12 protein-coding genes and 1 pseudogene are annotated in these 12,611 nt (G+C 42.9%); 1 reads left to right on the forward strand and 12 read right to left on the reverse strand.

The annotated features are described in order from the left end of the window. The 5 genes from HMPREF2918_RS09410 to HMPREF2918_RS11815 form a co-directional block, all read right to left on the reverse strand. Positions 1 to 1,022 (reverse strand): PASTA domain-containing protein (locus HMPREF2918_RS09410; RefSeq protein ID WP_070595385.1); only part of this gene is annotated, 1,022 nt, incomplete at its 3' end. Positions 1,023 to 1,313: 291 nt separating this feature from the next. Continuing rightward, positions 1,314 to 2,756 carry an Asp-tRNA(Asn)/Glu-tRNA(Gln) amidotransferase subunit GatB gene (gatB, locus tag HMPREF2918_RS09415; protein ID WP_049490793.1) on the reverse strand — a complete coding sequence of 481 codons (1,443 nt, stop codon included), beginning with the start codon at positions 2,754 to 2,756 and terminating at the stop codon, positions 1,314 to 1,316. Continuing rightward, the gene (gene gatA, locus HMPREF2918_RS09420; RefSeq protein ID WP_070595387.1) at positions 2,756 to 4,222 is read right to left on the reverse strand and encodes an Asp-tRNA(Asn)/Glu-tRNA(Gln) amidotransferase subunit GatA; all 1,467 of its coding nucleotides are present in this window, start codon (positions 4,220 to 4,222) and stop codon (positions 2,756 to 2,758) included. The genes gatB and gatA overlap by 1 nt, the downstream gene beginning before the upstream one ends. Next, a complete protein-coding gene (gene gatC / locus HMPREF2918_RS09425) occupies positions 4,222 to 4,524 on the reverse strand; it encodes an Asp-tRNA(Asn)/Glu-tRNA(Gln) amidotransferase subunit GatC (RefSeq protein ID WP_002884769.1) in 303 nt (100 codons plus the stop codon). The genes gatA and gatC overlap by 1 nt, the downstream gene beginning before the upstream one ends. 119 nt (positions 4,525 to 4,643) lie before the next feature. Continuing rightward, complete coding sequence (locus HMPREF2918_RS11815; protein WP_371106485.1) at positions 4,644 to 5,486, reverse strand: glycosyltransferase; 843 nt, start codon at positions 5,484 to 5,486, stop codon at positions 4,644 to 4,646. Here HMPREF2918_RS11815 and HMPREF2918_RS11820 point away from each other — a divergent pair. Continuing rightward, complete coding sequence (locus HMPREF2918_RS11820) at positions 5,444 to 5,668, forward strand: CAP domain-containing protein (protein WP_371106486.1); 225 nt, start codon at positions 5,444 to 5,446, stop codon at positions 5,666 to 5,668. The genes HMPREF2918_RS11815 and HMPREF2918_RS11820 overlap by 43 nt on opposite strands. On the opposite strand, the pseudogene HMPREF2918_RS11825 reads toward HMPREF2918_RS11820, so the two are convergent. The 7 genes and pseudogenes from HMPREF2918_RS11825 to HMPREF2918_RS09460 all read right to left on the reverse strand — a co-directional run. Further along, positions 5,601 to 6,137 (reverse strand): annotated as a pseudogene (locus tag HMPREF2918_RS11825) (glycosyl transferase family 1); the annotation flags it as partial. The gene HMPREF2918_RS11820 and the pseudogene HMPREF2918_RS11825 sit on opposite strands and share 68 nt — an antisense overlap. Beyond that, complete coding sequence (locus tag HMPREF2918_RS09435; RefSeq protein WP_070595391.1) at positions 6,134 to 7,417, reverse strand: glycosyltransferase family protein; 1,284 nt, start codon at positions 7,415 to 7,417, stop codon at positions 6,134 to 6,136. The pseudogene HMPREF2918_RS11825 and the gene HMPREF2918_RS09435, both read right to left, overlap by 4 nt. A 26-nt stretch (positions 7,418 to 7,443) precedes the next feature. After that, a complete protein-coding gene (locus HMPREF2918_RS09440) occupies positions 7,444 to 8,331 on the reverse strand; it encodes a glycosyltransferase family 2 protein (RefSeq protein WP_070595392.1) in 888 nt (295 codons plus the stop codon). After that, positions 8,318 to 9,541: a glycosyltransferase gene (locus HMPREF2918_RS09445; RefSeq protein WP_070595395.1), complete on the reverse strand. Its 1,224-nt coding sequence runs from the start codon at positions 9,539 to 9,541 to the stop codon at positions 8,318 to 8,320. The genes HMPREF2918_RS09440 and HMPREF2918_RS09445 overlap by 14 nt, the downstream gene beginning before the upstream one ends. Positions 9,542 to 9,653: 112 nt before the next feature. After that, positions 9,654 to 10,232: a cysteine hydrolase family protein gene (locus HMPREF2918_RS09450; RefSeq protein ID WP_049490805.1), complete on the reverse strand. Its 579-nt coding sequence runs from the start codon at positions 10,230 to 10,232 to the stop codon at positions 9,654 to 9,656. Further along, a complete protein-coding gene (codY, locus tag HMPREF2918_RS09455) occupies positions 10,232 to 11,020 on the reverse strand; it encodes a GTP-sensing pleiotropic transcriptional regulator CodY (protein WP_024054997.1) in 789 nt (262 codons plus the stop codon). The genes HMPREF2918_RS09450 and codY overlap by 1 nt, the downstream gene beginning before the upstream one ends. A gap of 186 nt (positions 11,021 to 11,206) precedes the next feature. Then, the gene (locus tag HMPREF2918_RS09460; RefSeq protein WP_021153766.1) at positions 11,207 to 12,421 is read right to left on the reverse strand and encodes a pyridoxal phosphate-dependent aminotransferase; all 1,215 of its coding nucleotides are present in this window, start codon (positions 12,419 to 12,421) and stop codon (positions 11,207 to 11,209) included. Positions 12,422 to 12,611 lie beyond the last annotated feature (190 nt).

Consider the following 12,611-nt stretch of genomic DNA (forward strand, 5'->3'; position numbering starts at 1 on the left):
GAATTCAGAGAATATTGCTCTCCTGGAGCTGGTGTCTGTTCAAGAACAGTCCCTGGGGTATAATCAAAGGTTTCAATTTCTTCAATACTGATCATCTTGCTCGATACCTTATAAGTATTTTTTAGATCTTCCTCTGCTTTTTCTCTTGTCTCTCCTACATAGTTTGGCATTTCAAAACTATTTGGACCTTTGGAAACAATGATGTTAATCTTATCTCCTCGTTGTTTCTTGGTTCCAGCAGCTGGATTGGTTTTTATAATATATCCTTTTGCCACTGAATCACTAAATTCTCCTTGTTCTTTTCCTGATTTTAAATGTTGTTTATCAAGTATCTCTTTTGCTTCTACAACTGTTTTCCCTGAGAGATTAGGAACAACTGTAGTATCTGTGTTTTTTTCTAGATCCGATTTTCCTTTAGTTTCTTTTTTTGAACTTTCCGACTTTCTTGAAATAGATACTGAATCATTTTGTCTTTGATATCGTCCACTTTTTGGTAAAAAAAGCCATAACATTAAAATTAAAATGACTAATCCAATAACTAGACTTATAATTCTTTTCCTTCGTTGTCTCTTTTTTTCCTCTTCTTGTTTGATTAATTGTTCCTGCCTATAGCGTTCAGCTTGTAAAGCTAGTTTTCTCTCTTTTTCAGCTTCCTCAAACTTATATTTCTCGTATTCACCCTCAACTTCTGAGAGAAGTATTTGTATTCGATCACGCTCACTATTATCTTTAGCTTGAGCCCATATTTTTTTCAATTCAAATATTTTATCTTTATAAAATTGCTCCTGTTTTTGTTTGAGTTCTTGCTCTCTGCGTCTCTCCTCAGCGATTGCTTGTTGTTGTAAAATTTCATTTTGCTTTTCAGTTTGTCGAACTTGATTCTCTAGAAGTCTATTTTTTTCTTCTGAAGCTAATCTTTGCTGAATAGAGTGTCTATCTAACAAATCATTGTGTCTCTTTAATTCTTGATTTCGCTCTTGTTCCCTCTGTGCTGCCTCATAATCTTTTTCCCAGTTACTCATTTTTTCTCCTAATTCGCATTGATATTTTCTTGACTCGATAAAGTCATCTACTAATATTTAATCAATTTCTATAAAAGCCTAAAAATCCTTCTGTTATTTAAAAACTCATATTTCCATAACACTCACATTTTATAACTAATTAGTGCAATCTATCTTTATGCATTATTATAACCAATTAAAAAAGTAAATACAAGAACATTAATAAGATATTTTTAAAACAAAAAAATAAACTGCCCCCAAAAGTTAGGCAGTAAAAATCTAACTTTTAGGGTGCAGTCCTCGATTTCTCTATTAGTCTTCTTTCAACTTCGCCAATTCTTGGGCAAGTAACTTGAGGGCTACTTGTGGGTTGGCTTGGCCTTTGGTTGCTTTCATGAGGAAGCCTGTGAAGGCCTTGTCCGCGTTCCGCTTCCCTGACTTGAAGTCAGCTACAGCTGCTTCGTTGTCTGCGAAGACTTGGTGGATGATTGGGATCAAGACTTCTGGGTCTGAAATCTGTACCAATCCAGCTTTTTCAACGTATTCACGCGCACCGCCACCGTTTTTCGCCAAGTGAACAAAGACTTTCTTGGCAATCTTAGAAGAAATGGTTCCATCTTCGATGATAGCAATCATTTCGACCAAATTTTCTGGTGTCAATTGGATTTCTTCCAGCGTCTTGCCTTCTGCATTCAAGAATTGTGCCACTTCCCCTTGGAGCCAGTTAGAGACTTGTTTAGCATCTCCACCAAGGGCTACCGCTGCTTCAAAGAAGTCAGAAGTGACTTTCGTCGCTGTCAATTGGTTGGCATCATAGTCAGACAAGCCAAGCTCTGCCACATAGCGAGCACGACGGTCTTTTGGAAACTCTGGCAACTCTGTGCGCATTTCCTCGATCCACTCATCTGAGATTTCAAACAAGGGAAGGTCTGGTTCTGGGAAGTAACGGTAATCCGCCGCTCCTTCTTTGACCCGCATAAGAATGGTACTCTTGTTGGCTTCATCATAACGGCGTGTTTCTTGACGAATAATCCCACCTGAACGCAAGATCTTCGCTTGACGCTCAACTTCGTATTCAAGACCCTTGCGGACGTTTGAGAAGGAATTCAAGTTTTTCAACTCCGTCTTGGTACCAAATTCCTCTTGACCGTATGGGCGAAGGGAAATGTTGGCATCCACCCGCATCGATCCTTCTTCCATCTTGACGTCTGAAATGCCAGTGTACTGGATGACTTCTTTCAAAGCTGTCAAATAAGCGTAGGCTTCTTCAGGAGAACGCATGTCTGCTTCAGATACGATCTCAATCAATGGCACCCCTTGACGGTTGAGGTCTACATAAGAGAAGCCATCTGTGCCGTGGGTGTTTTTACCGGCATCTTCTTCCAAGTGAGCTCGTTCAATCCCGATTTTCTTAGTTGAGCCGTCTTCCAATTGCACTTCAATCCAACCGTTATATCCGATTGGCTCGTCAAATTGCGAAATTTGATAGGCCTTTGGATTATCAGGGTAAAAATAGTTCTTACGGTCAAAGTGCATGTGCTGGTGGATATCCATATTCAGCGCCAAAGCAGCCTTGATCCCAGCATCTACAACACCCTTGTTCAAGACAGGAAGCACCCCTGGGAAAGACCAGTCGATCACATTGGTATTGGCATTTTGCTCGTTCCCAAAGTGAGCAGAGGTTGGTGAGAAAATTTTTGAGTTTGTATTCAATTCAACGTGGACTTCAAGTCCGATGACTGTTTCAAAGTTCATTAATTGTCACCTCCAAAAATAAGGGGTTGTTGCTTGTGGTAATCCGTCGTTGCTTCAAAGGCAGCTGCAGCTTGGTAGATGGTTTCTTCAGAATACTTAGGACCAATCAACTGCAAACCAACTGGAAGACCTTGCGCAAAACCTGCAGGAATCGAAATCCCTGGAAGACCTGCCAAGTTGACTGGAATGGTCAAGAGGTCAGCCAAGTACATGGCAACCGGATCGTGGTTGAGCGAATCCAAATCAAAGGCCACGCTTGGAGCTGTTGGACCAAGGATGAGGTCGTAATCTGCAAAGACTTTTTCGAAGTCTTGGATAATGAGGGTACGAACTTGACCAGCTTTCTTGTAGTAGGCATCGTAGTAACCAGATGACAAACTAAAGGTACCCAGCATGATCCGGCGTTTAACCTCATCACCAAAGCCTTGGCTACGAGTGTTCACGTAGATGTCATCTAAGTTCTTGGCATCTTCCGCACGGAAACCATAGCGAATACCGTCGAAACGTTGCAAGTTTGAAGAAGCTTCAGATGAAGCGATGATGTAGTATACGGCAACCCCGTATTTAGAATGAGGCAAGCTGACTTCTTCGACAGTTGCTCCCAATTTTTCAAAGTGTTTGGCCGCATTAAGGATAGTTTCTTTGACTTCTGGGTCAATCCCTTCACCGAGGTATTCCTTCGGAAGGGCAATCTTCATGCCTTTGATGTCTTGACCAATCTTAGAAGTAAAGTCAGCTACACGTACAGGGGCAGATGTCGAGTCCTTGGCATCTTCGCTGGCAATGACATTGAGCAAGAGGGCATTTTCCTTGACCGTTGGTGCAAATGGTCCAATTTGGTCGAGTGAGCTACCAAAGGCAATGAGACCAAAACGGGAAACTGTTCCATAAGTTGGTTTGAGACCAACAATCCCGTTGAAAGCAGCCGGTTGGCGGATGGAGCCACCAGTATCTGAACCAAGGGACAAACGGACTTGACCTGAAGCTACAGCTGCAGCAGAACCACTAGAAGATCCACCAGGCACCTTGCTGTGGTCCCAAGCATTCTTGGTTGGTCCATAGTAAGAAGTCTCACCAGATCCACCCATGGCAAATTCATCCATGTTGGTCTTCCCGATGACAATCATATCTTTGGCTTTGGCATTGGCAACAGCTGTCGCATCAAAGATCGGCTCGTAGTTATAGAGCATTTTTGATGCCGCAGTCGTCAAGATACCGTCAGTAGAGATATTGTCTTTGACAGCGAGAGGAATCCCTGACAGGAGGTTATCTGCATCGATTCCTTTTTCATCAATGGCCTTAGCTTGCGCAAGGGCGGCTTCTTCGGCCACCGTTACAAAGGCATTGACTGCTTCTTCACGCGCCTTGATATCATCAAGCGTCGCTTGTGTCAATTCCGTTGCTGAAATTTCCTTAGAGACAAGGAGGTCGTGCAACTCTTCAATGGTTTTATGGTTGAATGACATTAGGCATCTCCTCCATCTTCTAGGATAGCTGGTACCTTGATGTAATAGTTATCTTTTTCAGGTACATTTTTAAACAAGCGGTCACGGTCAGTCCCTTTTTCAGCAACATCCGGACGCAATACGGTCTTACGATCCGCCATAGTCGTTGTTGGGGCAACACCGGTTGTGTCCACTTCTTCCAACAATTCCACCATGTCGACAATTTTCGATAAGGTTGTCGCAAACTCAGCTGTCTCTTCTGGAGAGAATTTCAATTTTGAAAGATTGGCAACGTGGGTTACCTCTTCTTGCGTAATTTTCATCTTGCTTCCTTTCGTGAAATGATGATTTTTCAATACCCTCTATTTTACCATAATTTAGCCCAATTTGCTTGCCTTAGAAAAAATCTGTAGGACTTTTTTGTCGCCACAGATTCTTCTTTTTATATTTCTTTTCCGCCGAATTGCCCCATCTCCATTAGAGTCTCTCTCCAGACTTCCTGGACGTTAGAAGCGAGGTAGGAAGAGGCCAAGTCATAAGAAGCCTGATGAAATGGAGCGAGGTCCCTTTCAAAGAGCTGGACCAGCTTGTCCGCCAACTCTTTCACCAACTCTTCTTCTGGCACTGTCTCGCTATAAGGTACCAAAAAGCCATTTTCACCCTCTTTTATAAAAGTCGGATTGCCATAACGAGCATCAAAGCCCAGCAAGGCCAAACCTGCTCCAGCCGCCTCCATCAAGGTCAAACCAAAGGTCTCCCACTGAGAAGTGGTGAGGTAGGCTTGGTAGCAAGGATAGATCTGCTGAAGATCCGCATGCCCGCGTAGGTGAATATAATCTTGCGCTGCAAGCTCCTGAATCAGGTGGCACAAGTTGTCTGCTTCTCCACCCTTTCCATAAATATCAAACTGAAGGGCTGGAAGTTGTTCATGAGCTTGGGCCACTACTCGAATGGCCAAATCGATGCGTTTTCTTGGATCCAAACGGGAAGCTGTGAGCACACTAAAGGGAGGTCTGTCTCCTAGTGATTCCGTCAATTCTTCTAGATGCCCTACTGGAATGCTATAGATTGGAATTCCTTGGCATCCTTTTTCAGCAAGCGTCTGCTCCAAGACTTCTTTTTGAAGATCCGTCGCCGTGATGAAGTAATCGAAGCGTTTGGCATACTTGAACACATAATAATATTCATAATTGAGATGGCCATTTTCAAATTCATGCTCCGAATGAAACACCATGGCGAGCTTTGAAGGAGCAACGTTCTCCAACAAAGGACGGGCAAAATCCATGCGCGAAGCCCGGTCAAGCAGAATCAGATCTTCTTCTTTTAGCGACAGCGGCGACAAAAAACGTCTCATCACTTCTGTATGGTTGGTCAAAATCTCAGACCCCAGTTTATAGAGCCAGCGTCCACCAAACCTCAATTCTTCAAAAGCAATACTCCCATCTTGGTTGTGGTAGGTCCGTCTGACAACACTACCATACTGAAAATACTCGGTGACAAGTTTACAAGCTCCATAATACTCTCGCTTGATTCTATTTCCAGCCAAAAGATAGTCTACATAGCGGACACAGTTTGGATGATAGGGATCCAAATGAAAGGTCAGGGCGTTTCCATCCGCAAATTGGTAGCGAATGGCTCTTTCCGTTTTTTCAACAACATCCAGACGCGTCAGTTGAAACTCCATTTGCAAGGCCCCTACCGTCTTTTGAGGGACCGTAGTCTGTTGATCCGTAAAAGCTAAATGGGCAAAAAGCAGTTCCTCATCCCGGTGCCCCAATGAGAGGTAATAGGCCAATTTTTCTGGAGTGGGCCAAGTGGTAAAGATAAACTTCGCTGCTACTCCTAGGCCCCGGAGCATCTTTGCCCGAGAGGCTTGTGCAACATCGACCCCATTGGGTTCAAATCCCACTAATAGATTAAAGGTATAAATGGTCATGCTGTCCCTCCCTCTAATCGCTTAAACAGCTCTTCCAAAGCTTCTTTTTCAGGCAATTTCAAGATTCGTGCCTGCTCTCTTACCAATTCTTTGTGGGTCTCTGGATGCTGGAGCAAGGTATCTAGTTGCTGTTTCATTTCTTCGACTGTATCTGTGATTGTGCTCAAGTTTTTATAGGCTTCCTGATGAACCGTGCTCTTCAAACCAAATAAGACTTGCCCATTTTCAAGAGCATGAAGACTACTACTCCACACTTCTTCTCCCTGGTTGCAATCCAGATAAATAGAGCAGCTGGATAACAAGTCCTCATATTTGTCCGGCGAAATCCCTGGATAGAGGCGCACATTGGGACGAGTTGCTAAGTCTGTTAATTTTGGCCCCATAGCCGTCAAAGCAGCAATGTGAAAGGTCACTTGTGGGAATTGATGGACCAGGCTAGATAGGCCTTCGACCTCTTGAGAAGCCGTCATGACCATGGCTTCTGGTTGAAAACTTTCCTGCTCCACATCTACCAGCCCTGACAAGACTGTGATTCCGGCTTTTTTCTCCCTCAACAGACCATCTTCTACCAATAAAATCTGACTGACTTGTTCTTTGATCTCGTCTAGATCATGCGCATTACTGGCACAGTAGGCGAGTCTTTCCTTTGGTATCTCTTTCACAACATCTAGTAATGACTTGTCCATCAAAAGAACAGCTTCATCTTCCGGCAAGACTTGTTCTAAGACAGCTCTTTGCAGCTCTTTCTTATTGGCATACAGGCGATCCCGTCCCTTAGGAGTTTGAAGCAAAAAGGTTCCTTGTGAGACAAAGTGAAGCAAGACTTCTTCTTGTTGACGGTTCAAATAGATGTCTAAATATGGTTGGCCAGATTCCGTAAGGAGACTCTGTTTACTTCTCCAGCCATAGCGGTTGTAGACATCAATGGATACGATCTCTTCTCCCTGACCAAACCATTCCACTCTGTCAACTGTTCGAGACAAGATATCCTCTCTCAAAACCACGTTGGCACGACGTTCCTCACCATCAAAAAGATAGGTTGTGATCCCTAGTGTCCAACATTCCCATAATTCTGGAACTGCTAGATCATTGAAAAATAAAGGTTTTCCAATTTTTGATGCTGCGTCTTTTTGGGTAAAAAAGGTCGCAAGACTCTCTGTCTGTTGGTCCAAATCTGTTTCCAGATTGGTCACAAATACTCGGTAGGGCTGGCTAAGTTTGTTCAAGTATTTTTGCAAACGATCCAGCTCTCTGGTCTGCTCTGATGCAATAATGAACATGCTGATCCTTTCTCATCAATAAGGGGTTAGTCCATCGTTTCAATAAAACGGAGGTTGGTCACCACGCGCTCATAGGTTTCTGTCCCTTGCAAGCCTGCTTCCTCTAATTTTTCAAGGGCCCGTTTCAAGCGCGTTTTGTAGATATAGCGATGCCAAGTCAAATCATAGCCCAACATCCCCAGTAGAGCCAACTTCTCCTGCTTAGCTTCCATCTCATCGACGACTCGCTTTTCTGTCCAAACCTGGGACAGAGTATCTGCACGCCCCACGCGATACCAATAAATACATTTCTCCGTATGAACTACCCGATAGGCTTTTAAGAAGAGCTTGTACATCAGGAAGTTGTCTTCAACATTTTTTCCGACTGGAAAACGAAGCCCTTCAAATAAGCTACGCTTATAGAGCTTCATCATGGCACAAGCCCAGGCCATATCTCTGGTCTCCTGGATGGCATCGTGGTCCATGATCTCGCGTCCCTCATAAAGAGTCTCTGAATAATCGTCGTCTGTTACCTTGATCAAGTATTTGCTACTACTGTCATCATAGAGGTTATAGTTGGCTACGGAAACATCCGCATCATACTTCTTCAGTTGACGATAGAGCACTTCTACATAATCCTCCGTCACCCAGTCATCTGGATCAATAAAGGTGAGGTAATCACCAGTCGCTAGCTCAATCCCTGTATTCCGAGCAGCAGATAAGCCCCCATTTTCTTGGCGAACGTAGCGGATGCGCGCATCCTTCCTAAAAAAATCTTTACAGATCTCTTCTGACTGGTCTGGCGAACCATCATTGACCAGGATAATTTCCAAATGAGGGTAAGTCTGATGGATAACCGTTTCTAAACATTGTCTCAAATAAGCTTCTACATTATAGATGGGAATGATGATACTCACTACTTCATTTGTTTCCATGCTTCTTCTCATTTCTCTTTAAATAATCGCGAATCGCTGCCACCATCTCCTGCACCTGATCATCCGCAAACACTTGATTCTCTCCATTCTCCACATGATTGGTTCCTTCAAAAGAGAAAATCGGTAAGCCCAATTGATGGATCCTTTGCGTCATCTGATCCACCTCATCATAGGGATTGATATCCAGATAGAAATCCAATTTTTCTAGGACCTTTCGACTGGTCAAGGGATCAAAAGAGGGATAAAGAAAGAGGTTGGGGTAGCGTTCCAATTGCACCAAATTAAAACCAAAATGGCTATGGGCAAGGACATGAATCGCTACGTCTGACAACTCTTTTAACAACGTCTCCAACTCGTAGATATCTGCTGTATGGGTATAAATGGCAGCATGATAAGGAAATTCTCCCACTAGGTCTTGATAGGTTTGCTTCAAAATCGGTTTTCGAAGCAAAATTTCCTCCCAAGAGAGGGCATAGTAAAACCACCATTGTTCCCGAAAACGATTGAAGCGTTTGGAGGTCCATGGTTTATTATGAGAAGTGTAATGAATGACCGCAGGAATCCCTTGAAAGGCTTCATACCAATCCAAGTCCCCATAGAGGTGCTGATCCTTATCAGATCCTACTTGTAAATTATAGGTCCAAGGTAATGGAAACCACGCATCTTTGAAATACAGATTCAAAATTCCTTGATCTCCATAAACATGCTGATGGTGTTCACGAGTGAGGTCAAAAAGCGCCTCTGTCACTTGGTGCTCTTGCCACCAAGTCTTATCAATCACCAAAAGTCCAGCATTAAAACCATCTGTCGTCGTTGGCTTATCGACCACTGCACCCAGTCCATAACCTTTTAGATCAACCTCAAATAAAGGCGATAAATCCTGTGTAAAGATCATGTCACAATCCAGATAGAGGATCCGTTCTTCCTCCACAAACTCTGGAATAGCGTAACGGAAATAGGTCGCATAGTGAATATGGTCGCTTGGAAGCGAGAAGGATTGGAATTGCTCAGAAGACATCCGACAATTGATCACTTCTGAATCCAACTGGCGCAAGCGCTGATTCATGATAGTAAACCACTCTGTTGGTAGATCTTCATTCAAGACATAAATTTTTAACTGGTCCTGATAGGCACACAGTGACTTCATAGCGGTTTCCAACTTTTCCATATAAGATAGATCCGCTGAAAACACGACAGCTTTTTTACTCATAACTCCCCCTTATTTTCTTCCATTAGAATACCATTTTCAAGAGAGGAAGACAATTTCTAGGCCCGAAAAAGAGGCCCAGACAAATGTCTATGACCTCTTTTACAATCTTTTCTTATTTAGTATCTAATACAGCTAGTGCGCTGTCTACCAAGCTTGCCCCTAAGACATGCTTGAAATGATTCAAGGCAAACTGGTGATTTTCAGGAGTGAGTGATGCCACTGCAGGTTCCACGACTTCGATCTGGTAGCCGAGATTGTAGGCATCAACCGCTGTATGGAGGACACAGATATCAGTCAAGACCCCAGTCAAAATAACGGTATCTACATGGCGTTCCCGCAGGCGGATATCTAGATCCGTTCCTGAAAAAGCAGAATAATGACGTTTGTCCATCCAAAAGACGCGTGGATCCGCTTTGTGCTCCCGATAAAAATCTGCTAAAGGGCCGTACAAATCACGTCCGCTAGTCCCAATGATATTATGAGGTGGGAAGAGCTTGCTTTCAGGATGAAATGGATCCTCTACATCATGCGCATCAATGGCAAAAAAGACATAGGCTCCTTGGTCAAAGGCCAATTGGGTCACCTGAGCAATAGTCTCAGAAATGGCTTGTGCAGGAGCACCTGCCGTAAGTTTACCATCATCTGCTACGAAATCGACAGTGTAGTCAATTGAAATCAAAGCTTTTGTCATTAGTAATCTCTTTTCTTAATTTCCTCAAAGATATCTGGAATCAACACTTTGAGATAGGTTCCCTTCATTCCAAGAGAACGGCTTTCAATAATACCAGCTGACTCCAATTTCCGGAGTGCATTGACAATCACAGAGCGGGTGATACCAATCCGATCTGCAATGATAGAAGCAGTCAACTGTCCCTCATTTCCTTTCAATTCACTAAGGATGGCAGAAACAGCACGCAATTCAGAGTAAGACAAGGTATTGACAGCCATATTCACCGCTGTCCGACGACGAATATTCTTCTCGTCTTCCTCGCGTTGGTAGTTCAACATTTGAATCCCTACCACGGTACTCGCAATCTCAACCAAGATCAAATCATCATCCGCAAACTGTTTATCATTGCGCCAAATGATCAAGGAACCCAATCGAATCCCAGAAACATGAATAGGCGCAATGGTCGTCAAGCCATCAGGAAATTCAGACTTGGTTTCGACCGGAAAGATACTCAAATCATGGTCCACATCTAAATTAGCTTCTGTATCGTAGACCAAACTAGCTGCCTTGGCATAATCTTCTGGTAATTTTTTATTTTGAAAGAAAGCTTCTACCCGGTCATTGTTGGTCTTGTAACGCATGAAATAACCAAGAAGGGTTCCCTTGCTATTAATGATACAGGCATTACAGTGGATAATATCCGCTAATTGTTGGGCAATATCATTGTAAGGCATCTCGAACTGCAACTGTTCATCAGTCCGTTTCAAGATGGATGTAATTTTACGTGTCTTTTCTAATAAGTTTGCCATAATAAACCTCACATATAGTCAGCTCAAGTATATCATATAAGTGTGGGAATTTCAATCAAATTATCTGAAAATTATTTATTTTTTCTACAATTATGCGCAATTCAGAAAAATGTCGATTCGATGACATGGATTTTATAAAATGAATCAAAAAAGACTGAAGACCTTCATCTTCAATCTTTCATCTGATTAGCGTTTGTATTGTTTCAAGAAACGAGTCATTTTTTCTTGAATTTGAGCTAACTCATCGACACGTGGAAGGTAAACGATCCGGAAGTGATCTGGATCTTTCCAGTTAAAGCCGCGGCCATGAACCAAGAGAATCTTTTCTTGCTTCAAGAATTCTAAAACAAATTGTTCATCATCATCCACGCGGTACATGTCCCGATCAATCTTAGGGAAGATATAGAGACCAGCCTTTGGCTTAACAGCTGAGAGGCCTGGAATATCATTGATGGCTTTGTAGATAAAGTTCCGTTGTTCATAAATTCGACCACCTGGAAGTAAAAGTTCATCCACGGATTGGTAGCCTCCAAGAGAGGTTTGCACAACATGTTGAGACAAGACATTTGAACAAAGACGCATATTGGACAACATGTTCAAGCCTTCGATATAGCCCTTCACGTGATGCTTTGGTCCGGACAGAACCATCCAACCAACACGGAAACCGGCAATCCGGTGAGATTTTGACAAGCCATTCATACTCACACAGAAGAGATCAGGCGCTAAACTTGCGATAGCCGTGTGTTTTTCACCATCCATGACCAAGCGATCATAGATCTCGTCCGCAAAGATGATCAAGTTATTTTGACGAGCAATCTCTACAATCTCAAGCAGGATCTCATCTGGATAAAGGGCACCTGTTGGGTTATTCGGGTTGATGACAACGATAGCTTTAGTGTTTGAGGTGATTTTCGACTTGATATCTTCAATATCTGGATACCAATTTGCTTCTTCATCACAAAGATAGTGAACGGCATTCCCACCAGCTAGGCTGACGGCTGCTGTCCAAAGAGGATAGTCCGGCATGGGAACCAAGACCTCATCCCCATTGTCAAGCAGTCCTTGCATGGACATGACGATCAGCTCACTCACTCCATTCCCAAGGTAAATATCATCAATATCCACATTTGGAATTTTTTTCAACTGGCAGTACTGCATGATAGCCTTGCGGGCTGAAAAGATCCCTTTTGAGTCTGAATAACCTTCACTATCACGCGCATTCATGATCAAATCATGGATGACTTCATCTGGAGCTGTAAAGCCAAATTCAGCAGGATTCCCTGTATTCAAACGGAGAATTTTTTCTCCATTTGCGCGCATGCGCATGGCTTCTTCCAAGACTGGACCACGAATATCGTAAGCGACATGTTCGAGTTTGCTTGATTTATTATATTCCTTCATATTCTGCCTCGATTCACGAAATTATCTCTATTATACCACTAGTTGAAATAGAGTACAAACCGAGGACTTTAAAAATTCTGCAAAATTATAGCAGAAAAGAGAGACTTTACCTTTACATTCTAGCTTAAAAGAGATAAAATATAAGTGTATTAAGAATAGGATTTCCTTCTATTCTATCCATGTTTTCAAG

It is taken from the genome of Streptococcus sp. HMSC065C01 (assembly GCF_001813525.1).
In the GTDB taxonomy this organism is placed as follows: domain Bacteria; phylum Bacillota; class Bacilli; order Lactobacillales; family Streptococcaceae; genus Streptococcus; species Streptococcus parasanguinis_V.

Bases quoted from the DNA above. Each gene is read 5' to 3' on its own strand.
- gatB (WP_049490793.1), bottom strand. From the start codon at position 2,756: ATGAACTTTGAAACAGTCATCGGACTTGAAGTCCACGTTGAATTGAAT.
- gatA (WP_070595387.1), bottom strand. From the start codon at position 4,222: ATGTCATTCAACCATAAAACCATTGAAGAGTTGCACGACCTCCTTGTC.
- gatC (WP_002884769.1), bottom strand. From the start codon at position 4,524: ATGAAAATTACGCAAGAAGAGGTAACCCACGTTGCCAATCTTTCAAAA.
- HMPREF2918_RS11815 (WP_371106485.1), bottom strand. From the start codon at position 5,486: ATGGATTTTGCCCGTCCTTTGTTGGAGAACGTTGCTCCTTCAAAGCTC.
- HMPREF2918_RS09435 (WP_070595391.1), bottom strand. From the start codon at position 7,417: ATGTTCATTATTGCATCAGAGCAGACCAGAGAGCTGGATCGTTTGCAA.
- HMPREF2918_RS09440 (WP_070595392.1), bottom strand. From the start codon at position 8,331: ATGGAAACAAATGAAGTAGTGAGTATCATCATTCCCATCTATAATGTA.
- HMPREF2918_RS09445 (WP_070595395.1), bottom strand. From the start codon at position 9,541: ATGAGTAAAAAAGCTGTCGTGTTTTCAGCGGATCTATCTTATATGGAA.
- HMPREF2918_RS09450 (WP_049490805.1), bottom strand. From the start codon at position 10,232: ATGACAAAAGCTTTGATTTCAATTGACTACACTGTCGATTTCGTAGCA.
- codY (WP_024054997.1), bottom strand. From the start codon at position 11,020: ATGGCAAACTTATTAGAAAAGACACGTAAAATTACATCCATCTTGAAA.
- HMPREF2918_RS09460 (WP_021153766.1), bottom strand. From the start codon at position 12,421: ATGAAGGAATATAATAAATCAAGCAAACTCGAACATGTCGCTTACGAT.